This window comes from Roseateles oligotrophus (genome assembly GCF_025717515.1).
In the GTDB taxonomy this organism is placed as follows: Bacteria; Pseudomonadota; Gammaproteobacteria; order Burkholderiales; family Burkholderiaceae_C; genus Paucibacter_A; species Paucibacter_A oligotrophus.
In genome coordinates this window covers 331,626-357,289 of the sequence record NZ_JAJIRN010000009.1, presented here as the reverse complement: position 1 = coordinate 357,289, position 25,664 = coordinate 331,626, and the positions used below count along the sequence as shown (strand labels likewise).

The 25,664-nt window shown below is 62.2% G+C and carries 23 protein-coding genes; 11 read left to right on the top strand and 12 right to left on the bottom strand.

Translation table 11 applies throughout. The features are described 5' to 3' along the window. The first annotated feature begins 50 nt into the window (after positions 1-50). Positions 51-2,078, top strand: a complete 2,028-nt coding sequence (locus LNV07_RS20705) for a TonB-dependent receptor plug domain-containing protein (RefSeq protein WP_263573081.1) — start codon at positions 51-53, stop codon at positions 2,076-2,078. On the opposite strand, the gene LNV07_RS20700 is transcribed toward LNV07_RS20705, so the two are convergent. From LNV07_RS20700 to LNV07_RS20685, 4 genes are all read right to left on the bottom strand, one after another. Continuing rightward, positions 2,062-3,207: a lactonase family protein gene (locus LNV07_RS20700; protein WP_263573080.1), complete on the bottom strand. Its 1,146-nt coding sequence runs from the start codon at positions 3,205-3,207 to the stop codon at positions 2,062-2,064. The two genes, LNV07_RS20705 and LNV07_RS20700, sit on opposite strands and share 17 nt — an antisense overlap. Positions 3,208-3,238: 31 nt before the next feature. After that, on the bottom strand, positions 3,239-4,462 hold the full coding sequence (locus LNV07_RS20695) for a DUF5009 domain-containing protein (protein ID WP_263573079.1): 1,224 nt from the start codon (positions 4,460-4,462) through the stop codon (positions 3,239-3,241). A 59-nt stretch (positions 4,463-4,521) separates the two neighbouring features. Next, positions 4,522-7,212, bottom strand: a complete 2,691-nt coding sequence (locus LNV07_RS20690) for a TonB-dependent receptor (RefSeq protein ID WP_263573078.1) — start codon at positions 7,210-7,212, stop codon at positions 4,522-4,524. 275 nt (positions 7,213-7,487) lie between these two features. Beyond that, entirely contained in the window at positions 7,488-8,207 is a 720-nt protein-coding gene (locus LNV07_RS20685; RefSeq protein WP_263573077.1) for a chitinase, read from the bottom strand. Positions 8,208-8,317: 110 nt separating this feature from the next. Between LNV07_RS20685 and LNV07_RS20680 the strand changes: the two genes are divergently transcribed. From LNV07_RS20680 to LNV07_RS20660, 5 genes are all read left to right on the top strand, one after another. Beyond that, a complete protein-coding gene (locus tag LNV07_RS20680; protein ID WP_263573076.1) occupies positions 8,318-8,977 on the top strand; it encodes a response regulator transcription factor in 660 nt (219 codons plus the stop codon). Next, positions 8,974-10,374 carry an ATP-binding protein gene (locus tag LNV07_RS20675; protein WP_263573075.1) on the top strand — a complete coding sequence of 467 codons (1,401 nt, stop codon included), beginning with the start codon at positions 8,974-8,976 and terminating at the stop codon, positions 10,372-10,374. The genes LNV07_RS20680 and LNV07_RS20675 overlap by 4 nt, the downstream gene beginning before the upstream one ends. Before the next feature lie 74 nt (positions 10,375-10,448). Next, positions 10,449-12,050, top strand: a complete 1,602-nt coding sequence (locus LNV07_RS20670) for an ATP-binding protein (RefSeq protein WP_263573074.1) — start codon at positions 10,449-10,451, stop codon at positions 12,048-12,050. Further along, a complete protein-coding gene (locus LNV07_RS20665) occupies positions 12,047-12,745 on the top strand; it encodes a response regulator (RefSeq protein WP_263573073.1) in 699 nt (232 codons plus the stop codon). Before LNV07_RS20670 ends, LNV07_RS20665 begins: the two co-directional genes overlap by 4 nt. A gap of 46 nt (positions 12,746-12,791) precedes the next feature. Further along, entirely contained in the window at positions 12,792-12,995 is a 204-nt protein-coding gene (locus tag LNV07_RS20660; protein WP_263573072.1) for a hypothetical protein, read from the top strand. An 84-nt stretch (positions 12,996-13,079) separates the two neighbouring features. On the opposite strand, the gene LNV07_RS20655 is transcribed toward LNV07_RS20660, so the two are convergent. The 3 genes from LNV07_RS20655 to LNV07_RS20645 form a co-directional block, all read right to left on the bottom strand. Next, a complete protein-coding gene (locus tag LNV07_RS20655) occupies positions 13,080-14,747 on the bottom strand; it encodes an isovaleryl-CoA dehydrogenase (protein ID WP_263573071.1) in 1,668 nt (555 codons plus the stop codon). Between the two features lie 122 nt (positions 14,748-14,869). After that, positions 14,870-15,430: a YbhB/YbcL family Raf kinase inhibitor-like protein gene (locus LNV07_RS20650; protein WP_263573070.1), complete on the bottom strand. Its 561-nt coding sequence runs from the start codon at positions 15,428-15,430 to the stop codon at positions 14,870-14,872. A gap of 101 nt (positions 15,431-15,531) precedes the next feature. Next, positions 15,532-16,317: a helix-turn-helix transcriptional regulator gene (locus LNV07_RS20645; protein ID WP_263573069.1), complete on the bottom strand. Its 786-nt coding sequence runs from the start codon at positions 16,315-16,317 to the stop codon at positions 15,532-15,534. A gap of 210 nt (positions 16,318-16,527) precedes the next feature. Here LNV07_RS20645 and LNV07_RS20640 point away from each other — a divergent pair, with 210 nt between their 5' ends. Further along, positions 16,528-16,806 carry a hypothetical protein gene (locus LNV07_RS20640; protein WP_263573068.1) on the top strand — a complete coding sequence of 93 codons (279 nt, stop codon included), beginning with the start codon at positions 16,528-16,530 and terminating at the stop codon, positions 16,804-16,806. Positions 16,807-16,860: 54 nt separating this feature from the next. Next, the gene (locus LNV07_RS20635) at positions 16,861-17,784 is read left to right on the top strand and encodes a prohibitin family protein (protein ID WP_263573067.1); all 924 of its coding nucleotides are present in this window, start codon (positions 16,861-16,863) and stop codon (positions 17,782-17,784) included. A gap of 20 nt (positions 17,785-17,804) precedes the next feature. Here LNV07_RS20635 and LNV07_RS20630 read toward each other — a convergent pair whose 3' ends face one another. Next, positions 17,805-18,335 (bottom strand): flavin reductase family protein, encoded by a 531-nt coding sequence (locus LNV07_RS20630; protein ID WP_263573066.1) that lies wholly within the window; start codon positions 18,333-18,335, stop codon positions 17,805-17,807. Between the two features lie 112 nt (positions 18,336-18,447). Between LNV07_RS20630 and LNV07_RS20625 the strand changes: the two genes are divergently transcribed. Next, entirely contained in the window at positions 18,448-19,404 is a 957-nt protein-coding gene (locus LNV07_RS20625) for a M48 family metallopeptidase (RefSeq protein WP_263573065.1), read from the top strand. Between the two features lie 79 nt (positions 19,405-19,483). Here LNV07_RS20625 and yidC read toward each other — a convergent pair whose 3' ends face one another. The 4 genes from yidC to rpmH are packed head-to-tail and all read right to left on the bottom strand — an operon-like array spanning position 19,484 to position 22,144. Next, on the bottom strand, positions 19,484-21,214 hold the full coding sequence (gene yidC / locus LNV07_RS20620; protein WP_263573064.1) for a membrane protein insertase YidC: 1,731 nt from the start codon (positions 21,212-21,214) through the stop codon (positions 19,484-19,486). Next, the gene (gene yidD / locus LNV07_RS20615; RefSeq protein WP_397545589.1) at positions 21,211-21,522 is read right to left on the bottom strand and encodes a membrane protein insertion efficiency factor YidD; all 312 of its coding nucleotides are present in this window, start codon (positions 21,520-21,522) and stop codon (positions 21,211-21,213) included. The genes yidC and yidD overlap by 4 nt, the downstream gene beginning before the upstream one ends. 17 nt (positions 21,523-21,539) lie before the next feature. Beyond that, complete coding sequence (locus LNV07_RS20610; RefSeq protein WP_263573063.1) at positions 21,540-21,992, bottom strand: ribonuclease P protein component; 453 nt, start codon at positions 21,990-21,992, stop codon at positions 21,540-21,542. A gap of 17 nt (positions 21,993-22,009) precedes the next feature. Next, complete coding sequence (rpmH, locus tag LNV07_RS20605) at positions 22,010-22,144, bottom strand: 50S ribosomal protein L34 (RefSeq protein ID WP_054021782.1); 135 nt, start codon at positions 22,142-22,144, stop codon at positions 22,010-22,012. Positions 22,145-22,744: 600 nt separating this feature from the next. On the opposite strand from rpmH, the gene dnaA reads away from it, so the two are divergent. Both dnaA and dnaN read left to right on the top strand, forming a co-directional pair. After that, complete coding sequence (gene dnaA, locus LNV07_RS20600; RefSeq protein ID WP_263573062.1) at positions 22,745-24,316, top strand: chromosomal replication initiator protein DnaA; 1,572 nt, start codon at positions 22,745-22,747, stop codon at positions 24,314-24,316. Between the two features lie 153 nt (positions 24,317-24,469). Continuing rightward, a complete protein-coding gene (dnaN, locus tag LNV07_RS20595; protein WP_263573061.1) occupies positions 24,470-25,594 on the top strand; it encodes a DNA polymerase III subunit beta in 1,125 nt (374 codons plus the stop codon). Positions 25,595-25,664 lie beyond the last annotated feature (70 nt).

Below are 25,664 nucleotides of genomic sequence, written 5' to 3'. Positions count from 1 at the left end.
ACGCAAGATTTTTGTCCGCAAATTTAACGCTTTGTTTTATCGGCGCAACCATGGCCCAAAGCCCGGGCGTGTATGAGTTGTCACTGGAGGATCTGGGGCGCGAGACGATTTCCCAGGCCGGCACGCTGACCCAGGTGTCGCGCCGCAATGCCCCGATCAGCGTCAACTATATTGAGCGCTGGATGATTGAAAACAGCGGCGCGCGCCGGCTCGAGGACTTGCTGGTGATCTTTGTGCCGAGTTTCAACTGGACCCGCCACCCCTCGCTGCCGCCCCGTTTTGAGCTGCGCGGCATTCAGTCCGACATCAATGACAAGACGCTCTTGCTGGTCAATGGCAAGCAGATGAATAACCGCCTGTTGCTCGGCGTGGACACCGAGATCGGCCTACCCATGCTGGACGATATCGAACGCATTGAGGTCGTCAACGGGCCGGCCTCGGCCGTCTATGGGCCGGGCGCCATCAACGGCATCATCAACATCACCACGCTCAAATCAAGCCCCGGCGGCCAGCCCCGCCTGCATCTGCGCGCCGGCGCGATAGAAAACTTTACTTCGGCCGAGCTGCAACATTCATGGAAGCTGGGCGGCGGCGATCTCTATGCCTACTATGGCATCGACAAGTACCGAGGCTCCGATCAAGCTGACTCACCCTTGCAGTCCAGCGCCGCCTGGACTTCAATCAACAAGGCCCGCCAGTCAACCGCCGGCGAGCCGGTGGTCTTCGCGATCCCGAACGACAACGCGGCCTACGAGGGCAAGCCGCGCCACAAACTGCACCTGCAATACAGCAGCGATGACTGGGAGACCTGGCTGCGCTATAGCCGGGGCGGCACCGTCACCGATATGGCCTCGGATCGAACCTACATCAACAATCCTGCCCGCTACTTGGCCACCTCCAGGCAGTCGACTCAGCTCAGTCTGCAAAGCCGCTACCGCTGGAAGCCCACGCAGGAATGGACGGTGGATGCCACCGCTGCAGCCGACCAGACCGATGGCTATCGTCTGTTTGAACCCTACGATACAGGCGAACGCAAGTACAACGCCAAGCTGCTGGCCAGTTGGATTGGCGGACCACATCAGCTCGCCATGGGCGCCGAAGTGGAGCGCATGGAATACCGTTTCGCCATTGGCACCCCCTTGCCCGCAGCAACACATTGGAAGTCGCACAGTCACTCACTGATGTTCGAGCATCAATGGAATATCAACCCGGACTGGCTCAGCTTTGTCTCGCTGCGCCAAGACATCCAGCCCAATACCAAGGCCGCCGTCAGCCCGCGCGCGGCGTTGGTCCACCATCTCAATGACAGCAATACCTTGAAGGCTTCCTACACCCAATCGGTGCGCCGCCCTTCCGCCTTTGACACCCATACCAATGACCTGCGTGGCGGCCCGCCTGCGCATAACGAAGACATCAAGACCGCCGACCTGCGCTGGGACCTCGTCCATGCTCCGGGCTGGGACAGTGCCTTCAATCTGTATGCATCAACCCAGAATCTGATCGCCTATAACTTCGCCATCAACAGCTACGAGCCACTCGGGCGTATCCGCTTCTGGGGCGCAGAGGCCAGCAGCAGTTGGCAGCGGGCGGGCAGTGTATTCAGGGTCTCGCAAAGCTATGTCAAGCTGCGCGACATGCAGCTGGCGCGCCCCAACATTGCGCAGACCTTCACCGCGCAGCCCTACGGCTATGGCAATGACTTTGCCAACAGCCCTAACAGCATCACCAAGCTGAGTCTGCAGCACGAGCTGAGTGGCGGACTGACACTCACCGGCAGCGCGCAAAAGCTCTGGCACTTTCAAGGTGCCGAAGACTATGCCGCCTATAACCGGGCCGTACTAGGCAACAACCTCCGTTTCACCAATACCGACGGCAGCAAAGACGCGTTCTCCGGCGCCTTCTTCCTCAACGCCGGCCTGATCTACAAACACAGCGCGCAATTGCGCCTGGACCTGAATGCCTACAACATGCTGGGCTGGAAGGACCCCAAGTACAACAGCCGCAATGTGCAGTCCCGTATGGGCATGTGGCGGGCCGAGGCACCCGCCCTGGCGCTGGCGCTCAGCTACTCGATGTAGAGCCGAAGCAGATTGCCACCGGGCTGCCGACCGCAATGAATTGACCGGTGAAGTCGAGGCCGCCATCCGCCCTAACGGCGAAAACAGCCAGATGGTCACTGCGCTGATTGCACACATACATGAAGCGCCCGCTCGGGTCGAAGGCAAAGCTGCGCGGATAGGAGCCGCGCGTCCATTCATGACCCGATAAGGCCAGCGAGCCGTCCGACGCAACCGCGAATATCGCGACCGAATCATGCAGTCGATTCAAGCAATAGAGCCAACGACCATCGGGGCTGAAGCGCAAATCCGCCGCAAAGTTTGTGCCCTTGAAGCCCGCCGGCAAGCTGCTCAGCTCGGCGCGCGCCGTCAGCCGCCCAGTGGCCGCGTCAAAGTGCAACCAAGCCAGCGTGGACGCTTCTTCATTCAAGACATAGCAATGCTGAGCCTGCTGAGGATGGAAAACGAAATGGCGTGGGCCGGCACCGGGCGAGGCGGCAAAGGTCTGCGGCGTCGACAGCTGGCCGCTCTGCGCATCAAAGCGCCAGCTGATCATCAGATCCAGGCCCAGATCACTGACCAGCAAATAGCGCCCGCTGGGGTCAAGCCGCGCCATATGGGCATGCGGGCCATCGTGATCGCTGATCGCAAAGCTGCCCGGGCTGCTGAGTGCCGCCGGCTGCGGCCCGAGCGGCCGGTTGCCGAATACCTCGGCATGGCGCATCAAGGCCAAGGGCGCGCTCAAGCCACCGTCGGCCGCCAGCGCGAGAACCGCCACCGAGCCGCCGCCGTAATTGGCGACAAAAACGAAGCGCTCGGCGTCGTCGAGACTCAGATGCACGGGCCTGGCGCCACCGGCGCTAACGCTATTGATCAGCGTTAACGTGCCGCTCTGGGCATCGCGCGCATAGGCGGTGATCGTTCCAGCGCCGCCTTCTGCGTCTTCATGCTCATTGGCCACATACAGGCGCGAGCCGTCGGCGTTGCTGCACAGCCAGCTCGGGTTGCGCGGGCCCTCGGTGACTGCCAAGGGCCGCAGATCGCCGCTATTCGGGCCTTGTGCAAAGCTGTAGAGCCCCAGGCCATTGGGCCCATAGCTGCCGACATAGGCGTGGGCGCAAGGTGTTGCAGCTGGGAGACTGGGGTTCAAGGACATATTTTCTCGTGAATTGACGGCGGACTCAGATACGCAGGCGTACGCCTCGCGCAGCCAATTGTTTCACCAGCAATGCGACCGCAACCGCATAGGCCAAGCCGAAGCCGATGCCGACCAGACCGGTGCGCAAGAACAAGGGGAACTCCAGCCGAGCCAAACTCATCAGCCCCTCCACGATGAAGGGGATCAAGTAGGCGACCAAGGGGTTGGCTGCCACCGGCTCAAGCAGCCCCGGCAACAAGCTGCGCCCGCGCACATCGATCCATTGATACAAGGCAGCGAAGATCAGCACGCAGGCCGCAGCACTGTACAAAGCCCAACTTGGCGTCGCGTAAATCTTGGAGATCTTGAACTCCGGCCGCAACCAAGTTGCGGCCAGCGCCAGCAAGAGCGCGAAGGCAAAGGCAAATGCAAAACGCTTGGCCGGCCCGTCTTCGGACAGCTGATTGAAGAACAACATCGCCGTCACACAACCGCTGAGCACCAAAGATGCATGGCTGAAGTGCGCGTCCTGGCTGAACAAGAGACTCAGCAAGACTTGGCCCTCTACTGCAGGCGCCCGGTTCAGGGCGAAGTAGGCGGCGCAAAACGCGGTGCAGGCCAGCAAGCCAAGGACGCGTCCGCGGCATAGCTGAAAGCAGACGCAGCCGATCAGATAGGCCCAGCCGATCAAGCCCAGGATGCCCCACCACTGCGGCCTCATGCCGTCTAGCCCGGTCGGGCCGCCCCGGTACATCAGGGCCAGCCCGATGAACAAGCCAGCACCCGCCATGCGCCAAGGCAGAGCCAAGGCAGGGCCGCCGCGCAGCGAACCCCAGACAAGAAAGGCAGCGACAAAGCACAACAGGGCCCAGACTTGAATCGGCAACAGCATCGAAGCGGCATGGAAGCCCAATTCCGCATTGACCATGAAGAAGCCGATCACCACCAGCCCCAGCGCGCGCTGCAAGACATCACCCTGCACCTGCCGGCCGCTGTCGCCTTTGCCGAAGCGCTGCTGCAAGGCAAAGGGAATCGACATGCCGACGATGAACAAGAAGGCCGGGAAGACCGCATCGACAAAGGTCATCGCATCCGCATCGGCCGGCATATGGCGCATCCACTGCGGCAGGCCGATCACCGAGTGCCACTCGTTGACGGTGATCATCACCAGCACGGTGAGCGCGCGAAAGATGTCGATCGAGTTGATGCGGCCGCTGCGCACCTTCAGCCAGGGTGCGTTGCTTGTTGTCGTTATTGTCTTGCTCATGCCGAAGGTTCAAGGATTTGCAAAATGGCGGGCCACCCAGCGGCCCGCCGCGAACACCATCAATACTCGACGCCAATCCGTACCCCGAACATGCGCGGATCATTCCAAGTGCCCTTGACCCAGCCGTCGCCGCCGGCCAGTGAATTCTTGCTCATCTTGTTGCCCAGATTCAGCACATAGGCCTCGACATGCCAGTCTTTCGGTCCACGCAATTTGATTGACGCATCGACCTTGGCGTAGGCCGCCTGGGCATCCGAGATATGCGGGTTGTCCAAATTGCGCAGCGTGAAGTACATCTTGTCTTGCCACTTCAAATTGAACCAAGGAGTCAGCTTGTAGCCACCACCCAAGTTGAAGTCCTGCGAGAAGCTGACGCCAAAGCTGTACTTGGGCGCCAGCGGCAGCTGGTTGCCGGTGATGTCATAGACATTGCGGCCAGCCAGGGTCGGATCGCTGCCTTGGTAGGCAGGAGGGCAGGCGGTTGCCCCCATCTCACCACGGTAGTCACACAACCAGTTATCGCTGAAACTCGGGTAGTCCTTCATCTTGGTGCTCAGGTAGGAGAAGAAGCCTCCCAGACGCGCACCGGCCCAGGGCTTGTAATCGACCTCCAACTCCAAGCCGGCGATGTCAACCACGCCAACATTGATGGTCTGCCAAGTATTGTGAATGTCGCAACCGATCGAGTTGGCCGGGCATTGCTCGGTCGGTTTGAACTTGGTCATGAAGGCGTCGCCAGTGACCTGCATGTCCTTGTACTTGCTGTAGAAGGCGGTGGCCGACAAGCTCAGGCGGTTCTCCAGCATCAAGCCCTTGTAACCGAACTCGAAGTTGGTGACGGTTTCCGGCTTGTAGGGCAAGAAGGTCGCCTTGCCAGCGTATTGGCCCTCGCAAGCATGTTCCGTGCAAAACGGATCCTTGTCACCGAAACCGCCGGCCTTGTAGCCGGTCGCCAGTGAGCTATAGACCATGTCCTTGGGCGTGAGCTGCTTCATCAAACCAAGCCGGTAGGTGAACTTTTTCCAGGACTCCGCATGGTCGTTGTGCGCCGGCTCGCCATAGCCGGCATAAGCGCCGACACCGGCGAAGGCGCCCATATCCTTGGTCAAGTCCTTTGTGCTGTGCGGGCGGAAGCCCTCCGCACCCGGATGACCTGGGTCATAACGGCCGTTGTAATAAGTGCCGTCATAACTGTTGTACGTGCCGTAGTTGCGTCCACCGATGTCTTCCTTGGAATCCCAGCTGTAACGCCCACCCAGGGTCGCGGTCCAGGTCGGGGCAAATTTCCAGTCGGCCTGTGCAAACAAGGCCTTGGAGTCGACCGGCCGATTGGCCTGAGCAAAGTAGGCGCTGGCCGGCAAGCCGTAGGGTGCGGTCATCAACATGTCTTGCGCATAGTTGATCTGGTTCTTTTCATGCATCCAGAACGCACCCAGCACATATTGCAAGTTGTCGGTCTTTTGCTTGAACTGCAACTCATGCACGGTCGAGATGTACTTCGAATCTATCGTGTTCGACGAGTTGTCGGCGATAGGCCAAACGCCCCACTGCTCTTCGTCGGACGACACCGGCAAATGGACATTCACCTGGCTGGCCAGCGGGTGATAACCGGCATCATCATCGGTCTGCTGCGAGCGGCGCTGGTCCGCATAGGCAAAGTTGTATTCCAGCGTCGAGCTTTTGTTCAGATTCCAGATCAAGCCGCCGCGCACGGTGTCGATCGACATATCGATCTTGCCCGGCACGTTGACCTTGGCATCCCATTTGCCGCCCGGGCAAGCATAGGCAGTGCCGGCCGCTTGGTCGCAATCCTTCATGGCCAGTTCGCCGGCACCTGAATTCTGAAACTTCTCGTAGGACAAGGAGGCTTCAATCTCGTTGCTGAACTTGGCGCGCGCGCTGATGCGGCCCGCCCATTCGTCCTTGTTGTAGTAGTAGTCCTTCTTGCCGACCTTGCTGTTGCGGCGCTGATCGACGTCCGGAATGCCGTCCGGCTGCAGGCCATGCACCGGGTCATAGACATCGGTGAAATCCTGGCTTTGGTTGATCCAGCCATCACGCGTGACCTTGCTCAAGGTGGCGCGGATTGCGAACTTGTCGCTGATCCCGATGTTTTGCACCAGATTGAACTGGCGCTTGTTGTAGTTGCCAAAATCGACCTCGGTCGAACCATAGGTCTCACCGAACTCGGGTTTGGCCGGGATGATGTTGACGCTGCCGGCGGTCGAGTTGCGGCCGAACAAGGTGCCTTGCGGGCCACGCAAGACTTCGACTTGCTCGAGGTCGAACATCAAGGCCATCGCGCCTTGCGGGCGTGGCGAGTACAGGCCGCCGACATGGAGGCCCACGGCCGGGTCGCCGATCTCGGTGAAGTTGTTCGAGCTGACGCCTCGGATGCTGATCTGCACGCCCGAATCGGCGCCGGTTGAAATCTGCATATTCGGCACCGAACCCGACAGGCCGCGCACATCGGTGATGCCCTCGCGTGTCAGCTTCTCCTGGGTGACGGCGGTCACCGCCACCGGAGTTTGCAGCAGGCTGGAGCTGACGCGCGTGGCCGTCACCATCACGGTAGGCAATTCGTTAGTTGCGGCAGCGGCCTTTGCATCATTGCCGGCGGCCGGCGCTTGCTGGGCAAACGCGGGCATGGCCATGCCGAGCAAGGCGACCACCGCCAAACGGGTCGCCGTAGGCTTCAGCAATATGGCCGGGCTTCGGCCGGGGCGGAATGAAAGGATAGCTACGCGCATGTCTTGTCTCCTGCTGTCTTTTTGCAAATCTAAGCAAGGCCCGCGGCATCGCCTCGGCTACTTGACTTGCAACAAGTGTCTCTATTGCGTCCTCTCGGTTTCCTTACGAAACCATCAAGGTTTCCTTAAGGTGACGACCAGCAAGCAAGCCCAGATGCCCCGCCCCAGAGGCAAACTGGCGCAGCCAAGCCTGCGCCAGTGAAAACCCTGAGTTCACAGACAACCCCGATCGGCGCGCTTGCCGTCAGGGCTTCGCCCACCGCTTCAAGTCAGCGTCAGCAGCCCAGTTTCACGCCCGGAGTCACCTCGAACTTGGCGCTGGCGCGCTGGTAGAAGTCGATCCGCCGCGCCACCTGCTTGCCGGCATAGGAGTCGACCGGCTGGCCGCATTCCAGCGCGCCGTTGATGCTGCGAATGGTCTCGCCAAAGCCCGCGCCGTTCACCATCGCCTGATGCGGCGTCATGCTGCCGGGGCCGTTCTGGTTCATCCAGTACCAGAGTGCGGTTTGCCAGGCGACCTTGGAGTCGCGCGCGACGCGGTCGGGGTCGGCCCACAGATCCAGTCCGATCGCGCGGCCGGCGGCCAGGTATTGATAGTTCCAGGACAGCTGAATCGGCCCGCGGCCGTAATACTGCTGGCCCGGCGCACAGGTCTGGCCGGCCTCGAGGCTGCAGTACTTGTCGTAGTTGGCCTGGTTGTATTCGCGCACCGCCTTCAGCTCATCCGACTCATGCGCGATATTGGCGAGAAAGGCCGCCATCTCCTGACGCCGCTGGACATCGCTACCGCTGCCCGCGAATGCTGGAAAAGAGCGCACCGCTTGCACAAATCCCTCATACGAATAGAAGTCTATGCGCTGAGGAAAGAGCATTTCGAACTGGGCCTGCGAGGGCAAAAACTGCGCATCCTTGGGCGGGGCTGCGACACAGGCCGAAAGCAACAGCGCGGTGGCTGTCAACAAGGCGGCTTGCTTGGTTCTGGCGGCGTCAAACATCGGGATTCTCCATGCTGCGATATGGGCTGCACTATCTCGTGTTTTGCTTCGCCCTTGGCTCAAGAATTCCTTAAGTGTGCGTTAATGCGACGCTTGCTACAGTTGCCCGCATGAAAATTTGCCTCGTTGAAGACGACTTGGAACTCGGGCACTCGGTGCAATCGCTGATTCAAGATGGCGGCCATGAAGTAGTGTGGGTGCGCCGCATCACCGAAGCGCGCTACTGGCTGGAGCAGTCGGTGTTTGACGCGGTGGTCTTGGACCTGGGCCTGCCCGATGGCAACGGCCTGGACCTTTTGCGCAGCATTCGCCAACAGGACAAGCAGATGCCGCTGATCGTGATCACCGCCCGCGACGGCATTGAGGACCGCCTGCACGGCCTGGACAGCGGCGCCGATGACTATCTGGTCAAACCCTTTGCCGGCCCGGAACTGCTGGCGCGCCTGCGTGCGGTGGCGCGGCGCTCGGGTCTGGCGCAAGAGTCCGATATGCAGGCATGGGAGGTCAAAGACCTCAAACTTGATGAGCGCCGCATGGTGCTGACGCGCGGCGACACCGTCATCAACCTGTCCAAGACCGAGTTCACCATTCTGCTGACCCTGCTGAAGCTGCCCGACCGCGTCGTCACACGCCGCGAGCTGGAGGCGCGCGCGCTGCCTAACGCCGACAGCCATGCACTCGATGTCCATATGTTCAATCTGCGCAAGAAGATTGGCGAAGGCTATGTGCGCACCGTGCGCGGCGTCGGCTTTGTGGTGGAGCGCAAATGACGGGGCCATTGGCCAACGATTCTGCACCCGCAGCGGGGGCCACCAGCTCCTTGTTCGGCCGCACCTTTGGCGCGTTTTGCGCGGTGCTGTTGCTGATCTGGATCTTGCTGATGGTGCGCGAAATCCACGAGGTTCGCGTCGTCAACACGCGCAATGGCCAGGCCTCCAACCAGCTCTGGGCCGAGCATGCCCGCATGCAGGCCAGCCTGTGGGCCGATCAGCCCGAGCGCCTGCAGGCCGCCCTGGCCGAACTGGAACATCTACGCGAACAGGAGTGGATGGCGATCGGCTATGAAGCGCCCATCATTGCGCTGCAAGTCTGGCAAGGCGATCGGCTCTTGTATCGCCAAGGCCCGCCCGAAATGGGCGACCGCATGACGCCCGATGAGCAGCGCTTCGAGAGCGATGCGCGCTGGCTCTATGTGCAGGCACAAGCGCCCGAGCTGGGCTTGGTCGTGCGGCGCTGGCAGGAGGTGCCGGGCGACTGGCATTTCAGCGCCGACGGCCTGAGCTATTACGCCCGCCCCTTGTTCTACAGCCTGCCGGTGATGCTGCTGGTCGCCTGGCTGCTTTTGCGCGCCGGCTTTGCGCCGCTGCAGCGCATCGGCGCACAGATCGCACAGCGCTCGGCCAAGGACCTGTCCGCCTTGCCGGCGACGCCCTATCGCGAGTTGGCACCGGTGGTCAACTCGGTCAATGACCTGATGGCGCGCCTGCAAGAACGGCTGGAGCGCGAGCGCGAATTCTTGCTCGACGCCGCCCATGAATTGAAGACGCCGCTGGCGGTGATGCAACTGAATGCCGAATCGCTGCAGGACGCACCACCCGGCCCGCGCCGCAATGAGTCGGTGCTGCGTCTGAACGAGGGCGTCAAACGTGCCACTCACACGGTGCACCAATTGCTCGCCTTGGCTCGCTCGGGCTCGGACCAGGAAAGCACCGCGCTGCGCCCGCTCGATTTGGTGGCGCTGGTGCGTGACCGCATCGCCTTGAGCAGCCAGTTGGCGCTGCAGCGCGACATCGAGCTTGAGCTGGACGCGCCCGAGAGTTGCGAGCTGGCCATGAACCGCGAAAGCATCGGCGCCCTGGTCGACAATCTGGTCGGCAACGCGGTCAAATATTCGCCCAGCGGAAGCCTGGTGCGGGTGGCCATAACAGCGGATGTGGGCGGCATCGAACTCCGCGTCACCGATCAAGGGCCGGGCATCCCGGTCGAGATGCACCGCAAGGTATTCGAACGCTTCTTCCGCCTGCCCGATCAAACCCAGTCGGGCAGCGGCCTCGGCCTGGCCATTGTCGAGCGGGCTGCGGCGCAGCATGGGGCGTTGCTCAGCTTGAGCGAAGCCGCGGGAGGGCAAGGCTTGCGCGTGACGGTGAGGTTCAAGACCCCGGTTTGATGGGCCGGCCGAACGGCCCCTGATGCTTTCCTGATGCCCACAGTGCTAAGGTTGCGCGCATGCAAGAAAAGCGGATGGCGAGATATTTCAAAACCTTGTTTGAGCTGGCGCCCGCCGGCCTGATCTGGGGCGCGACTTGGTGGTTGATGTTCTGGCTGGACGGGCGCGTCAACCTGGCCAATATGGCGATGTTGCTGGTATTGGGGGCGGCGCTGGCCAGCCTGTGGCTACCGCTGGCCAGGGCGATTCTCGTCAGTCTGGGCTCGGTGCTGCTGTTCAACTGGTGTTTCGTCAGCCCGCGTGGCAGCCTGACGGTCGAAGGCAATCAGCACCTCTTGCTGCTGGCGGCCATGCTGGCCTTGAGTTGCGTTACCGCTCTATTGATCGCGAGCCTGCGTCGCCAGGCCGCGCTGGCCAGGCGGCAGGCCGGTCAAGCCGAGCGCTTGCGGGCCTTCAACGACAGCCTGCGCGAGGCGCGCGACTGGGCCAGCCTGGCGCCGCTGCTGCAGGCCGAAATGCAGACCCAACTGGACGCATCGGTGCAACTGATGCTGCTGCACCAGGACCAAACCCTACCGCAACAGAACTTGCCCGAGGCCGTGCAATGGCAGACCGATGGCGGCCAAGCCCCCAGCGCCGAGCAAAGCGCCGGCCTTTGGCAATGCCTGCGCCTGGCCCAAGCCTTTGGGCCCGGCACCGGCCGCTTTGAGGAGCAACCGGCCTGGTATTTGCCAATCCGCGGGCGCGGTGCCAGCTTGGGCGCGGCGCTGCTGCAGCCAAGCCGCAGCCAAGCGCTTGATGCCGGCCTGCTGACCCATATGCAATTGTTGTGCACGCAAATGGGCCTGGCGCTGGAGCGCTTGGCGACCGAACATCTGGCCCAATTGGCGCGCGACGAGGCGGCCTCGCAGGCCAATCGCAACGCCTTGCTGGCGGCGATCTCGCATGACTTTCGCACCCCGCTGGCCTGCATCATGGGGGCCGCCTCCTCCTTGCTGGATCAAGATGCGCGACTCAGCCCGGCGCAGCGCGCGCGACTGGCCGCCACCATCATCGACGAGACCGAGGCCTTGAACAATATGACGGCCAACAGCCTGCAACTGGCGCGCCTGGACGCGCCCGGCGTACTGCTGCGCTTGGACTGGGAGTCGGCCGAAGAGATCGTCGGCGCGGTGCTGCGGCGCGCCCGCCAGCGCCATGCCACGCTAACGTCAAACGCAGACGGTCCAACCGCCAGCGAGTTGCAAGCCCGGCTTGAGCCGGGGCTGCCGCTGCTGCGCTGCGACGCGCTGCTCTTGACCCAGCTGCTGGGAAATTTGGTCGACAACGCGCAGAAATATGCACCCCGCTCATGCATCGAAATATCGGCCCGCACCGCGCTTGAAGGTAGCGCGCGCTTCATTGTTCTGGCGGTGCGCGACCGCGGCCCCGGCGTCGGGCTGGCCTGGCGCGAGCGCATCTTTGAAGCCTTTCAACGCGGCGCCGAACAGCAGCATGCGGCCGGACCGGATGCCACCTCGCGCCGCGGCGCCGGCGTCGGCCTGGCCGCCTGCCGGGCGATTGCCAACGCGCATGGCGGCCGCATGCGCTACCGGGCACGCCGGCATGGAGGCGCCAGTTTCGAATGCTGGCTACCCAGCGTCACGCCGCCGCAAGCCGAGGAGATGTCCGCATGAGCTTGTTGAGAATCTTGTTGTTGGAAGACGACCGCGAGTTGCGTGCCACCTTGGCCAGCGCACTGCGGGTGGAGGGTTATGAGCTGCTCTGCGCCGCCAGTCTGGCCGAGGCACGGGCCTTGCTCATCCACGCCGAGCCGGCCGATCTGATCTTGCTCGACCTGGGCCTGCCGGATGGCGACGGCGCCGAGTTGCTGGCCCAGCTGCGCCATGACAAGAGCACCCCGGTGCTGATCATCTCGGCGCGCGAACAAGACGCGCACAAGGTGCAGCTGCTCGACGCCGGTGCCGACGACTATCTGGTCAAGCCCTTCAGCATCAGCGAGCTGTTGGCGCGCATGCGCGTGGCCTTGCGCCACCGCGGCGTGCACACCCGACCGGCGCAGACGCTGTATGAGCAACAAGGCCTGCGGGTTGATCTGGCCGCACACAGCGTCAGCCTGAACGGCGCCGATATCCACCTGACGCCGACCGAGTTCAAGCTGCTGGCGCGACTGGTGCGCAACGCCGGCCAGGTGCTGACGCATCGCACGCTGCTGGCCGAAGTCTGGGGGCCGGAGTTTGTCGAGCACACCCATTATTTGCGGCTCTATATGGGGCAGTTGCGCGCCAAGCTCGAAGCCACACCGGCCGACCCGCAGCGCTTGCTGACCGAGCCAGGGGTGGGCTACAGATTGGTCGAGGGCGGGGGCTGAGCGCAGAGATACTGGGGCCTCTTCGGTCCAAAGAAAGGTCGCCATCATGAGGCCCCTGCTATTGCTGAGTTTGCTGTTCACGGTTGTGCTGTTGAGCGCTTGCGAGGTGCTCTACGACATCGGTCAGGACAACGCGCTGAAGGACTGCGAGCGTATCGTCGACACGGTCGGCCGCAACGAGTGCGTGAAGCGAAACCGCAAGCCTTACGGCAGCTACGAGAAAGAGCGTCAGCAACAGCTGAAGAAGTAGCCAAGGCGAGTCGGCATTGCCGGCTGCGGACCCGCGGAAATCAGGCCTATCCCCCGGGCCTGAGGTTCGCGGCGCCGCTCGCCCCTACGACAAACCGCCGCAGGCGCGCTGCAGCACCGCGTCCAATGCCGCTTGGCCCAACACCCCGCAGCCATAGACTCGCCCGCCGCCAGGCTCGAAGCGCGAAGCGATAAAGGCCTCGGCCACCGGCTGCGGCGAAGTTTGGCGCAGCAGCAGCGCCTGCCCCAAAAGCAGCAACCCCTGGGTAAAGCGGCGGCCGCTCGCCTCCAGCTGTTCGACCGGCAGGGTCAGGTCTTGCCGCAGCGCCTGCAAGGCAGCAAGCAGACGCGGCTCGCCATGGGCCCGTTGCTGCCAATCATCGAACAGCACTTGCAAAGCCTCGGGTTCGCGCGTCGCGGCACGCAACACATCCAGGCACATCACATTGCCGGAGCCCTCCCAGATCGAATTGACCGGTGCCTCACGGTAAAGCCGGGCGAGCGTACCCTCTTCCACATAGCCGTTGCCGCCCAGCACCTCCATCGCCTCGCCGGTCAACTCCACCGCGCGCTTGCAGACCCAGAACTTGGCGGCCGGCGTCATGATGCGCTTCCAGGCGCGCTCCAGCGGCCCGGCAGTCATCCCGTCATCGCGTTCGAAAGCTTCGGCCAGACGCAGCATCACCGCGGTGGCGGCCTCGCTCTCCAGCGCCAAGTCGGCCAGCACCACCCGCATCAAGGGCTGTTGCGCCAGCGGCTTGCCGAACACCACCCGACGCCTCGCCCAGTGCAAGGCCTGCATCAGGGCTTGGCGCATGATCGCCGCACTGCCGATAACGCAATTCAGCCGGGTATAGCCGGCCATCTCGATGATGGTCGGGATACCTCGGCCCTCCTCGCCCAGCATCAACCCCCAAGCATCAAGGAACTCGACCTCGCTGCTCGAGTTCGACTTGTTGCCCAACTTATTCTTCAAGCGCTGGATCTGCACCGGGTTCTTGCTGTCATCCGGCCGCCAGCGCGGCACATAGAAGCAAGAGTGGCCGGATGGGCTGCGTGCGACGACCAGATGGGCGTCGCACATCGGCGCACTGAAGAACCATTTGTGCCCGCGCAGCAAATACTCGCCGCCGCGTCCGCCTGCGCCCAGCGGCGTGGCCTCGGTCGTGTTGGAGCGCACATCCGAGCCGCCCTGCTTCTCGGTCATACCCATGCCCAGCCAGATCGAGTGCTTGTGCGCGACAGGCAGGTCGCGGGCGTCGTAGCGCCTTGAGTGCAGCTTGTCGCGCAGCGCCGCGTAAAGCGCCGGCTCCTTTTGCAGCACCGGAATGCTGGCCTGCGTCATCGTCGCCGGGCATAAGGTGCCGGCCTCGATCTGGCCATGCAGATACATGCCGGCGGCAAAGGCCGTCCAGCGGCCGGCGCGCGCCGGCTCCTCGAAGCTCAGTGAGACCAGGCCTTGCGCACGGTAGATCGCCAACAACTGATGCCAGGCGGGGTGAAAGTCCACCTGATCAATGCGCCGACCGCGGGCGTCGAAGGTCTTCAGCTCGGGAACATAACGATTGGCCTGCTCGGCCAATTGGTAGGTTTCGCTCTTGCCCAACAGCAAGCCGTAGTCGGACAGTTGCGGCGCATGCCAACCGGCACCGGCGCGCTGCACGCCCTCGACCAAGGCGGGGTCGGTGTCGAACAACGCGTAGTCGCGCAACTCATCGACCTGGTTGCTGAGGCTGTGCGTCTGCCAGTTCATCGCCATCTCCTGCAATGCCGTTTTGCCTGAGTGTAGACCGCCCTGTCAGCCGGGTCGCGGCACGGCATCGGGCCGCGACAGGCGATGGTTTCGAACTCGCGCGCGCTGGGGCTTACTCAAGCTCACTGTGCCTTGGGTCGACCATAGTTGGCGGTGAAGCTGGCCTTGGCCAGCGAGTTGCCGTTGATCATGTAGCCGGCCAAAGCGGCCGTGGCATCGGCCGGGATTTCCAACTTCTCGGTCTTGAGCGCGTGCACCGTGAAGATGTAGCGGTGTGGCTTGTCGCCTTGCGGCGGGCAGGTGCCGCCCCAAGCGGCAACGCCATAGTCGATGCGAACCTGGCTTGCGCCCTTGGGCAGATTCGCGCCGCCCACAAGACCGGCGTCCGGCTTGAGTTCGCTGACATCCGCCGGCAAGTTGATGACTGACCAATGCCACCAACCCGAGCCTGTCGGAGCGTCAGGGTCGTACACCGTCACGGCAAAGGACTTGGTGCCTGCGGGGGCGCCGCTCCATTGCAGCGCCGGCGACTTGTTCTCGCCGGTGCAGCCAAAGCCGTTGAACTCGAACTTTTTGTCCATCATGCCGCCCGCCTTGATGTCGGGGCTGCTGAGCTTGAACTCGGCGGCTTGGATAAGGGCGGATGCGCCGATCAGCGCAGTTGCAAAGAGGATACGTTTCATGGTTTGCTTTCAAACAAGGAAGAGGCTCCATATTGCCTGGCCTTGTTGTTGGCCGTTAGCCCGCGGGCTTCAAAAGCTGTGCGCCGCAGCGCAGAGCGGCCTCAAGGCCTCAAATGGGACGGCGTGTATCCGAAACGCTCACGAAACGCAGCAGAAAACCGGCTATGGGAATCGTAGCCACATCGAGCCGCGACCTCCGAAACTTGCAGGCCGGAATCCTGCAGCAGGGCCATGGCGGTCTCCAACCTGACCTCGCGAATACATTGACTAACCGATGCCGATTCTTCGGCCAATCTGCGCTGCAAGGTACTGGCACCAAGATGAAACGCCTGGGCCACATCGCTCAACGACCAGTTGGCTTGGGGCCGCTGAGCAACCAGGCGACGCACGCGGTCTGCCCAAGCCAGTTCGCGGGTGGCGGTGAAAACCAAGCCGCGCTCCGCCAGCAGCAACAACACTTCGAGCGCCCGATGCTCGCGCATCGTGTTTGAAGACTCGCCGTCCTTCAGCGCCGCCAGCGCATGGCTGAAGGTGGCGGAGAAATTCTCATCCGCCACCGAACTGGCGCAGCCCTGCACGGAAGGCGTGGCCGAAAACTGGCCAAATCGCTGATGAAATCGCTCGATCAAATTGGGCGTAAAACCAATCAGCCTGGCCTCATAACGCCCGCCCGCCTTGGGCTCGTTGATCATGTCCCACTGCGTCAAGCGCGGGATGACGAAGACCTGCCCCGCAGTGAACTGGACTTCGCCTGCCGGCGCAACCAATCGCTTGCGCCCGCTCATGACCCAGCCGACGAGGTCATCGCGCACGGTTGCCGTTCGCACCAGATGCGGCACCGCGGTGGAAATCGTCTGGGCCGTGGCGTCGCTGAATGCTTGTTGCATGCTGGAAATGAAATGAAGTTGCAGGCTCGATTGATTCAGGCAGCTCAAGGGAATTATGGGGCTCAGGAAGTGGCTGTGCACCGTTGAAACGATTGTTTCATGAGCGGCGGCGCAGCTCTCTTATGCGGTCCTTATGCGTTCCTAATGCGCCGGCCCTCACAGTGCAGACATCCATCCCACCACCATGTCCTCCGCCAACGGAGCAATCAGATGACTACGAACACACATCAAACATCACAAACAAAGGGAATCTGGTTCCCGGCCAAGCGCTACGGCTGGGGCTGGGGCTTGCCCATCCGCTGGCAAGGCTGGGTGGTGCTCGTCGTCTACGTCGGCTTGATGAGCCTGATGCCCTATTTGCTATCCCCCGAACGGCAGGCAATTGCCTTCTTTTCCAGCGTGACGCTGTTGACCGCCTTGTTGCTGCTGATTTGCTGGCGCAAGGGTGAACGAGCACGCTGGCATTGGGGCGCGAGCAAGTCGGATTGAGTGAACTGAGTCAGAACAATAGCCCGGCTCGAGGGCCATAACGGAGGACTTCCCATGAGCATCAATAATCGCTATCGAGTTGACGGTTACGCAAGACCCGGAGCCATGCTGCGCGACCTTGGCCTGGCGCTGCTGGCCCTCCTTGTGCTCGTCTGGCTGTGGCCGCTGCGCACCGTACCGACAGGCTCGCGCGGCGTCATCACCGTAGGCGGCGCAATCAAGGGCATCGAGGCGGAGGGCTTCACCTTGATCGCGCCCTGGCAACGGCTCGACATCTTCAATATCCGGGCCGAGGAGGCCAGCGTCGAGAACGCCGAGGGCAGCACCAGCGACACCCAGCCGGTCAAGGTCAGCCTGACGGTACGCTACAGCATCCAGACCCATCGGGTCGCCGAGGTGTTTGAAAAATACAGCCACGACGGCAACCTGCAGTCCTATGTGCAGACCGCCACGCAGGAGGTCTTCAAGGCCGTAACTGCCAAGTACAACGCACCCGATCTGATCGCCAAGCGCGGCCTGGTGTCCAGCGATATCTTGTCGGCGCTGCGTCTCAAGCTGGAGCTCTACGGGGCGCAGGTCATCAACGTCGACATGCGCAATTTCTCGTTCTCGGCCGACTATATGAGTGCGATCAACCAAAAGGTCACGCAGGAGCAGTTGCGCCTGGCGGCCGAAAACAAGGTGCGCACGGTCGAGGCCGAGCAGAAGCAAAAAGTTGCGGTCGCCGAGGCCGAGGCCACCGCACTGAAGGCGAAGGCGGACGGCGAGGCCTATGCCAATCTGAAGATCGCCACCGCGCAGGCCGATGCGCTGCGGATTCAAAACTCCGCGCTGGCTCAGAACAAGGATGTGCTGGAGTTGCGCCGCATCGAGGTCGAGATGGTCAAGGCCGGCAAATGGAACGGCGCGCTGCCGGTGAATGTCTATGCGGGCGCGCCGATTCCCTTTTTCAACCCAGGCGGCGCGACGGCCAAATAGGCGCGCCGGCCGGCAGCCGCTCAGATGGGTAGTTCGGTGTAGTAGCGTCCACCGTGAAAGATCAGCGGCTGGGCGCCTTCGCGCCAGCTGCAGTTTTCGACTTCGCCGACAAAAATGACGTGGTCGCCCTCTTCGTACTGGCTGCGGTTGGCGCATTCAAAAACGGCGGCGACCCCTTCCAGCACCGGCGCACCGCCGACCCCCTCGCTCCATGCGACCCCGGCAAAACGGTCGATGTCCCGGGTGGCGAAGCGCTGCGCCAACTCCTTTTGGTCGGCCGCCAGGATGTTGATTGCGTAATGCGAACCTCGACTGAAGACCGGCATCGAGCCGGCCTTTTGACCCAGGCTCCACAACACCAAGGGCGGATTCAGCGACACGGAGTTGAAAGAGTTGGCGGTCAGGCCGACCAGACTGCCATCGGGCGCACGCGCGGTGACGATGGTGACGCCGGTGGCAAACATGCCCAAGGCGGCTCGAAAGCCTTGGGGCTGGAGCACCGTGAGCACGCTAGGCTCGCCGGGGTTGGAGGTGGCGGTTGATTTCGGCATTCGGCATTGTTGACCAAAAGACTATGTCTCTGCCGATGGGCGGAAATAAGCCCTTCGCACACAGGCCTCAGAATAGCCCCCGACACCAGCCAATTGCCTCCCCATTTTTGTCATGCCCCAAGATTTCGATTACCGTCCCGAAGTACAACTGCCCGCTGCGCCCTCCTATGGTTTCGGCAACTGCGCCTGCCATCGCGAAAGCGGCGGCGGCATCCAGCGTTCACGGCGCATTTTCACCGGCCTGCTCGGCGCTTCGGCGCTGCTGCCGGCTTGGGCCAGCGAGGGGGTCGAGGTTGGCAAGACCAGCGTGCTGACCCGTTTCGTGTCGGCCGAAGGGATTGAATCGGCCGGCGCCCAGAACTACCAGCAGATGATGGTCAAGGCCAATCAACAACGCGCCTTGGCGCCCGCCAACCACCCGCAGTTGCTAAGGCTACGGGCCATCGCCGAACGCATCATTGCGCAGTCTTTCACCTGGAATCCACGCGCCAAGCAATGGCGGTGGGAGGTCAATCTGATTGCCGACCCGCAGCTCAATGCCTTTTGCATGCCGGGCGGCAAGATCGCCTTCTTTTACGGAATTCTGGAGAAGCTCAAGCTGAGCGACGACGAGGTCGCCACCATCATGGGGCATGAAGTGGCGCATGCGCTGCGCGAACATGCGCGCGAGCGGATGGCCAAAACCAATGCCACTCGCCTGGGCGCCGGGGTACTGTCCAGCCTTCTGGGGCTGGGCAATGTCGGCGACGCGGTGCTGGGCATGGGCGGGCAATTGCTGACGCTGACCTTCAGCCGAGAGGATGAAAGCGAGGCCGATCTGGTCGGCATGGAATTGGCCGCAAGGGCTGGCTATGACCCGGCTGCCGGCGTCAGCCTGTGGCAAAAAATGAGTGCAGGCGGCAAAAGCGCACCACCGCAATGGCTGTCCACCCACCCTGCCGGCCCGACCCGGATTCGCGACATCGAGGCCAATTTGCCCAAGGTCCAAGGCCTGTATGACAGAGCCGAAAAGCCCAAGCAGCGTTTTGAGGTGGCGCCGCCGCTGCCAAGGCGGGCCGCGCCGGGTTGAATGAAGGTTTACGGCACAGCATGAAAAAAGCCCCCAAGGTTCTGCGCCTTGGGGGCTTTTTATTGACAGCGAGCGATGACTAGCCTTGTACGCCCAGCCGCTTGTTGATGAACCATTGCTGGGCAATCGACAAGATATTGTTGGTCAGCCAATACAGCACCAGTCCGGACGGGAAGACGAAGAACATGAAGCTGAAGGCCAGCGGCATGAACCACATCATCTTGGCCTGCATCGGATCGGGTGGCGTCGGGTTCAACCAGACCTGGAACAAGCTGGACGCCGTCATCAACAGCGGCAGAATGAAGTATGGGTCCTTGGCCGAGAGGTCAACAATCCAGCCCAGCCAAGGCGCGCCGCGCATTTCAACCGTCGACAGCAAAACCCAGTACAGCCCCATGAAGAAAGGCATCTGCAGGAAGATCGGCAGGCAGCCGCCGATCGGGTTGACCTTTTCTTCGCGATAGATGCGCATCATTTCCTGCTGCATCTCGGCCGGCTTGTCTTTCAGGCGCTCGCGCATGGCTTGCACCTTGGGGCCGACGGCCTTCATCTTGGCCATGCTCTTGTAGGCGCTCGCGTTGAGCCAGTAGAAGGCGATCTTCAGCAACACGACCAGCGCAATGATGGCCCAGCCCCAGTTGCCCAGCATCGCGTGCAGTTTTTCCAGCAACCAGAACAGCGGCTTGGCCAGGATGGCGAAGATGCCGTAGTCCTTCACCAACTCGAGGCCAGGCGCCAATGCGGCCAGCTTGTTTTCTTCCTGCGGGCCGACAAACAGTTGGTCTTGATGACTGGCGGTGGCTCCGGCAGCGACGGCCGGCAGCGTGAACACCATGCCGACGGCGTACTGCTCGGGCACCGCGCCCTTGACCTTGTTGATGAAGAACTCGCGCGGCGCGGCGTCGTTATGCAGCCAAGCGCTGGCGAAGTAATGCTGAACCATCGCGACCCAGCCGTTGTCGGCGCTCTTGTCGATTTCAACCTTGCCCTTGTCGATGTCCTTGAACTCGACCTTCTGGAACTTGGCCTTGTCGGTGTAGAGCGCCGGGCCGGTGAAGGTCGAGGTGAACGCTGTGCCGCCTGGGCCGGCCGTGCCGTTGCGCACCAGTTGCACATAGACCTGCGGGGTCAGGGCGGCAGCGCCGACATTGACGATCTCATGCTTGACGCCGATGACATAGTCGCCACGCTTGAAGGTGAAGGTCTTGATGTACTTGACGCCGCCCTGCTCGGCCGACTCCATACGCACGCTCAACTCATTGGCGCCGTCCTTCAATTCGCGCTCGCCTGCCTGCACGCTCATCAAGGTGTTGTGGGTCGGCAGGGCCTCGCCCTGACTGCCGATCAAGCCGCTTTGAGCCTTGTAGCTCTGGCCGGCGCTGTCCAACAGCACGATAGGTGCTTGCGCGTTGACCGGCTTGGGCTTGATGCCGACCGCCTGCAAGATCGGGTCAAACAGACCCGGCTCGGGGCCGCTCAGATATTTGGGCAGCTCAACCCGGGTGACATCGCCGCCCAAGGTGTCCAGCGTGACGTCAAGCACATCGGTCTTGATGTGGACTTTTTCACCGGCCAAGGCAGCGGCAGGCGCGGCCACAGCCGCCATGCCGGCTTGAGCGCCGGGCAGCGCATTGGCCGCGGAAGGAACGGCGGTCGCCCCGTTCGGCCCGGCCGGAGCAACAGCGGCGACTTTCGGCGCCGGCGGGCTGAACATGGATGGTTGCCCATTGTGTTTTTGCCAGCCGTCCCAGAGCAGGACGAGAGACATGGTGAACACCACCCACAGCACGGTGCGGCGTATATCGGTCATGAGGAGGCTTCTGGATTGGAGTTTCGAGGAGGGGACGCAGGCACGCACCCGAGACGGGTGAACAGGCCGGGCGCATTGTCAGGCACGCCGTCATGGCCGCCTTCGCAAAACGGATTGCACCGCAAGATGCGGTGCACGGTCAGGTAGCTACCCGCCAACGCACCGTGGCGCTGCAGCGCTTCGAGCGAATAGGCCGAGCAAGTCGGCTCAAAACGGCAAGACGCACCGAGCCAAGGGCTCAGCAGCAAACGGTAGCCACGCACCAAGCCAATCAAGGCCCGCTGCGCAATCGATGCAATGGTGAGCATATCGGGAGGCCTGCCGCTCAGGGCTTGGAGCGAGCCAGCACACGGCCGACCAACTGCGCCAGCTCGGTATGCACGGCCGAACGCAAGGCATCCGAGGCTGCGCTGGGGAACAGCTTGCGGTCGAAAGGCGCGCGCAACCGCACCACCCACAAGCCGGGCGGCAAAGCGGGTTGTTCGGCAAAGGCAGCTCGGATCTGGCGCTTCATCAGCGAGCGAGTCACCGATCGTTTCGCATGGCGTTTGGGCACGATGGCACCCAGCCAGCAAGCGTCGGGCGGCACTTCATCCACAGGCTTGTGGATGACTTGTGCATCGCCTGTTGATAACTTGACTGCGGCGGTGGATAAGACCTTGGCAGGCTTGCTAGGACAGGCGGCAAGATGGTGTACCGCGAAATGACTGCTGCGCACGCGGCTGGAGCTGGCCAGCACGCGCTCAAAGTCGGCCGATCGCACGATGCGGCCGATCATGACTCTGCTATCTAGACTTAGACAGCCAGGCGTTTGCGGCCCTTGGCGCGGCGCGCAGCGATGACGGCGCGGCCGCCGCGTGTCTTCATGCGAACCAGAAAACCGTGGGTACGGGCGCGGCGGGTCTTGGAGGCTTGGTAAGTACGTTTCATGATGAGGCCCTCTAGGCAGAAATAGCGAAGGTCTAAGGACGTCGGATGACGCTTTAGCGGTTGTTGGCGATCAGTCGCCGGCTTGCAAAACGGATTGCGGTTTGCACCCCGGACGTCGGGTGGCTGCCGGCTCGAGATCAATCCAAGCCAAAAACCACGCTGCGACGGCCACTGATGTGTGCCGCGCCGGGGCGCCGCTTATGCGTTCGCATGCACTCGCAAACCTTGGCAGACTCCGCTCACAACGAGTCATTCGACCCGCCGCATTCGGTTGAGTACCGCCCAAGCTCACCAGCGCCGCGTGGATAGGCGTCCGGCAAAAGGCCGCAAGTTCATGCGGTCGGTGGCCAAACATTCCTACTCCGCTTTATCCAGCGTCCGGAAAACCCGCGATTACACCAAAGAATTGAAGCGAGGTCAACACTTGACTGATTGCCGCAGCGCCCTGCCTGGGCTTGGTGCATCCAAAAAATCTGTGGATAACTATCGGTTTTACGGCTTGGGACCCGTACAATCCGGCCGCTCTAGAACAAGTTTTCCACAATGAGCGCAGACATGCTTGGCGTAACAAGCTCAGACATATTTGATGCAGATGGCGCGATGACAGACCACTCAATTCCGGTTGCAGCCACCGCCGACACCAACTCGAACAACAACTCGAGCCTTTGGCAACTCAGCTGCGAAAGGCTGGTTGCCGAGTTGCCGGAGCAGCAATTCAACACCTGGATTCGCCCCTTGCCGCCAGCGGTCATTACCGATAGCGCGGAAGCAGGCGGCCTGGTCGTGTCCCTGCGCGTCCCGAACCGTTTCAAACTTGACTGGATTCGCAACCAGTACGCTGGCCGCATCGAATCGATTCTGTCCGAACTGGCCGGCAGGCCGGCTCGCCTGGATCTGGCACTGGCAACACGTGACTCGCAGGCCCGTTTGGCTCCTGCGGCAACGGCCACGCCGACGAGCCAGCCCGTGATGGCGCCTGGGCAAGTGCTGCACAACGGACTGCGTCCGGTGTCCATCAATCCCGGCAATCAGGCGAGCCCGACGGTGGCCGATGGCACCCAAGGCGGCGGCGCGGCCATGCTTGCTCAGCCTTCGCAACAACAGGCTCAGAAGCCCCAGAGCCCGCCTCAAAATTTGCCGCCGAGCGCCAGTCGCCACCGCATCAATAGCGCGCTGACCTTTGACAACCTGGTGCCCGGCCGCGCCAATCAGATGGCCCGCACCGCCGCGCTGCATGTGGCCGGCGCGCCGGGGGCGATGTACAACCCGCTGTTCATTTATGGCGGCGTCGGCCTGGGCAAGACCCATTTGATCCATGCCGTCGGCAACGCCTTGCTGAAGGACAAGCCCGACGCTCGCGTGCTCTATCTGCATGCCGAGCAGTTCATCTCCGACGTGGTGAAGAACTACCAGCGCAAGACCTTTGATGAGCTGAAGGCCAAGTACCACTCGCTCGATCTGCTGCTGATCGACGATGTGCAGTTCTTCGCCGGCAAGGAGCGCACGCAAGAAGAGTTCTTCAATGCCTTCGAGGCCTTGCTGGCCAAGCGCGCTCACATCATCATGACCAGCGACACCTACCCCAAGGGTCTGGCCGATATCGATGAGCGCCTGACCAGCCGTTTTGATGCCGGGCTGACGGTGGCGATCGAGCCGCCCGAGCTGGAAATGCGCGTCGCGATTCTGATCAAGAAGGCCGAGGCCGAACAGACGCCGATGCCCGAGGATGTCGCCTTCTTCATCGCCAAGAACGTGCGCGCCAATGTGCGTGAGCTCGAAGGCGCGCTGCGCAAGGTCTTGGCCTACAGCCGCTTCAGCCACAAGGAAATCAATATCCAGCTGGCGCGCGAGGCATTGAAGGACTTGCTGTCGATCCAGAACCGGCAGATCTCGGTCGAGAACATCCAGAAGACCGTGGCCGACTTCTACAAGATCAAGATCGCCGATATGTACAGCAAGAAGCGCCCAGCCAGCATTGCCCGGCCACGCCAGATCGCCATGTATATCGCCAAGGAGCTGACGCAAAAGAGCCTGCCCGAAATCGGCGAGCTGTTCGGCGGGCGCGACCACACGACGGTCTTGCACGCGGTGCGCAAGATCGGCGGCGAGCGCCAGAAGAATACCGAGCTGAACCAGCAACTGCATGTGCTGGAGCAGACGCTGAAAGGTTGATCCAGCGCCAAATTGCGTCTATCCGAGGTACGGAAGTCAAAAGACTTGGCTTGCCTCGGCAAAAAATGGCCTTCGAGTAGGTCAAAATGCGGGGCGCTGCCGTGAGACGGCCAGCCCGGTTAGAACAAGCCAGATAAGCGGAAAGAGGTTGACATGATTGTGTTGAAAGCCCCCCAAGACAAGGTGCTCGGCGCCCTACAGGCGGTTGCAGGCATCGTGGAGAGGCGCCACACCCTGCCCGTTCTTGCCAACGTACTGATACGCAAGCAAGGCGCGAACCTGGAGCTGACCACCAGCGACCTGGAAATTCAAGTCCGCACCACGGCCGAGTTGGGCGGCGATGCCGGCGACTTCAGCACCACAGTGGGCGCACGCAAGCTGATCGACATCCTGCGCTCGATGCCGGCCGACCAGACCGTTTCGCTAACTGCCAATGCTTCCAAGCTGACGCTGCAAGGTGGCAAGAGCCGCTTCACGCTGCAGACCTTACCGGCCGACGACTTCCCGTTGGTGCAAGAGGCGGCCGACTTCGGCCCCGCCTTCGCCGTGCCGCAAAAGACCCTCAAGCACCTGATCAACCAGGTGCATTTCTCGATGGCGGTGCATGACATACGCTATTACCTGAACGGCATCTTGTTCGTCGCCGAAGGCAAGAGCCTGACGCTCGTCGCCACCGACGGCCACCGTCTGGCGCTGGCGCAGGCGGAGCTGGAGACCGAGATCCCCAAGCAAGAAGTCATCCTGCCGCGCAAGACCGTGCTGGAACTGATGCGCTTGCTGAAGGATGGCGGCAAGGACGCAGCCGACGAGCAGCCGATCGAAATGCGCTTTGCCGGCAACCAGGCCAAGTTCAGCTTCTCCGGCATGGAGTTCGTCACCAAGCTGGTCGAGGGCAAGTTCCCCGACTACAACCGCGTGATCCCGAAGAGCCACAAGTTCAACGTCACGCTGGGCCGCCTGCAACTGCTGGCCAGCCTGCAGCGCGCCGCCATCCTGACCAGCGAGAAGTTCAAGGCCGTACGCCTTTCCTTCGAGCCCGGTCAGTTGTCGATCGTGTCCAGCAATGCCGAGCAAGAAGACGCCCGCGAAGAAATCGACATCGACTACGCCGGCGACCTGATCGAGACCGGCTTCAACGTCACCTATCTGATGGACGTGCTGCAGAACATGAGCCAAGAGATGGTCAGCATCGACCTGAACGACAGCTCGGCCAGCGCCCTGATCACCATCCCCGAGCAGACCGGCTTCAAATACGTCGTCATGCCAATGCGGATCTAGCCCGGCCAAGACAGAGTTTCAACCAGAGCGGGCCTAGGCCCGCTTGTGCGCTTTTGAAGGGCTTGAGTTT

Coding starts and splice junctions, on each gene's coding strand:
- LNV07_RS20705 (WP_263573081.1), top strand. CDS start 51: ATGGCCCAAAGCCCGGGCGTGTATGAGTTGTCACTGGAGGATCTGGGG.
- LNV07_RS20695 (WP_263573079.1), bottom strand. CDS start 4,462: ATGAGCAAGACAATAACGACAACAAGCAACGCACCCTGGCTGAAGGTG.
- LNV07_RS20690 (WP_263573078.1), bottom strand. CDS start 7,212: ATGCGCGTAGCTATCCTTTCATTCCGCCCCGGCCGAAGCCCGGCCATA.
- LNV07_RS20685 (WP_263573077.1), bottom strand. CDS start 8,207: ATGTTTGACGCCGCCAGAACCAAGCAAGCCGCCTTGTTGACAGCCACC.
- LNV07_RS20680 (WP_263573076.1), top strand. CDS start 8,318: ATGAAAATTTGCCTCGTTGAAGACGACTTGGAACTCGGGCACTCGGTG.
- LNV07_RS20675 (WP_263573075.1), top strand. CDS start 8,974: ATGACGGGGCCATTGGCCAACGATTCTGCACCCGCAGCGGGGGCCACC.
- LNV07_RS20670 (WP_263573074.1), top strand. CDS start 10,449: ATGGCGAGATATTTCAAAACCTTGTTTGAGCTGGCGCCCGCCGGCCTG.
- LNV07_RS20665 (WP_263573073.1), top strand. CDS start 12,047: ATGAGCTTGTTGAGAATCTTGTTGTTGGAAGACGACCGCGAGTTGCGT.
- LNV07_RS20660 (WP_263573072.1), top strand. CDS start 12,792: ATGAGGCCCCTGCTATTGCTGAGTTTGCTGTTCACGGTTGTGCTGTTG.
- LNV07_RS20655 (WP_263573071.1), bottom strand. CDS start 14,747: ATGAACTGGCAGACGCACAGCCTCAGCAACCAGGTCGATGAGTTGCGC.
- LNV07_RS20650 (WP_263573070.1), bottom strand. CDS start 15,430: ATGAAACGTATCCTCTTTGCAACTGCGCTGATCGGCGCATCCGCCCTT.
- LNV07_RS20645 (WP_263573069.1), bottom strand. CDS start 16,317: ATGCAACAAGCATTCAGCGACGCCACGGCCCAGACGATTTCCACCGCG.
- LNV07_RS20640 (WP_263573068.1), top strand. CDS start 16,528: ATGACTACGAACACACATCAAACATCACAAACAAAGGGAATCTGGTTC.
- LNV07_RS20635 (WP_263573067.1), top strand. CDS start 16,861: ATGAGCATCAATAATCGCTATCGAGTTGACGGTTACGCAAGACCCGGA.
- LNV07_RS20630 (WP_263573066.1), bottom strand. CDS start 18,335: ATGCCGAAATCAACCGCCACCTCCAACCCCGGCGAGCCTAGCGTGCTC.
- LNV07_RS20625 (WP_263573065.1), top strand. CDS start 18,448: ATGCCCCAAGATTTCGATTACCGTCCCGAAGTACAACTGCCCGCTGCG.
- yidC (WP_263573064.1), bottom strand. CDS start 21,214: ATGACCGATATACGCCGCACCGTGCTGTGGGTGGTGTTCACCATGTCT.
- yidD (WP_397545589.1), bottom strand. CDS start 21,522: ATGCTCACCATTGCATCGATTGCGCAGCGGGCCTTGATTGGCTTGGTG.
- LNV07_RS20610 (WP_263573063.1), bottom strand. CDS start 21,992: ATGATCGGCCGCATCGTGCGATCGGCCGACTTTGAGCGCGTGCTGGCC.
- rpmH (WP_054021782.1), bottom strand. CDS start 22,144: ATGAAACGTACTTACCAAGCCTCCAAGACCCGCCGCGCCCGTACCCAC.
- dnaA (WP_263573062.1), top strand. CDS start 22,745: ATGACAGACCACTCAATTCCGGTTGCAGCCACCGCCGACACCAACTCG.
- dnaN (WP_263573061.1), top strand. CDS start 24,470: ATGATTGTGTTGAAAGCCCCCCAAGACAAGGTGCTCGGCGCCCTACAG.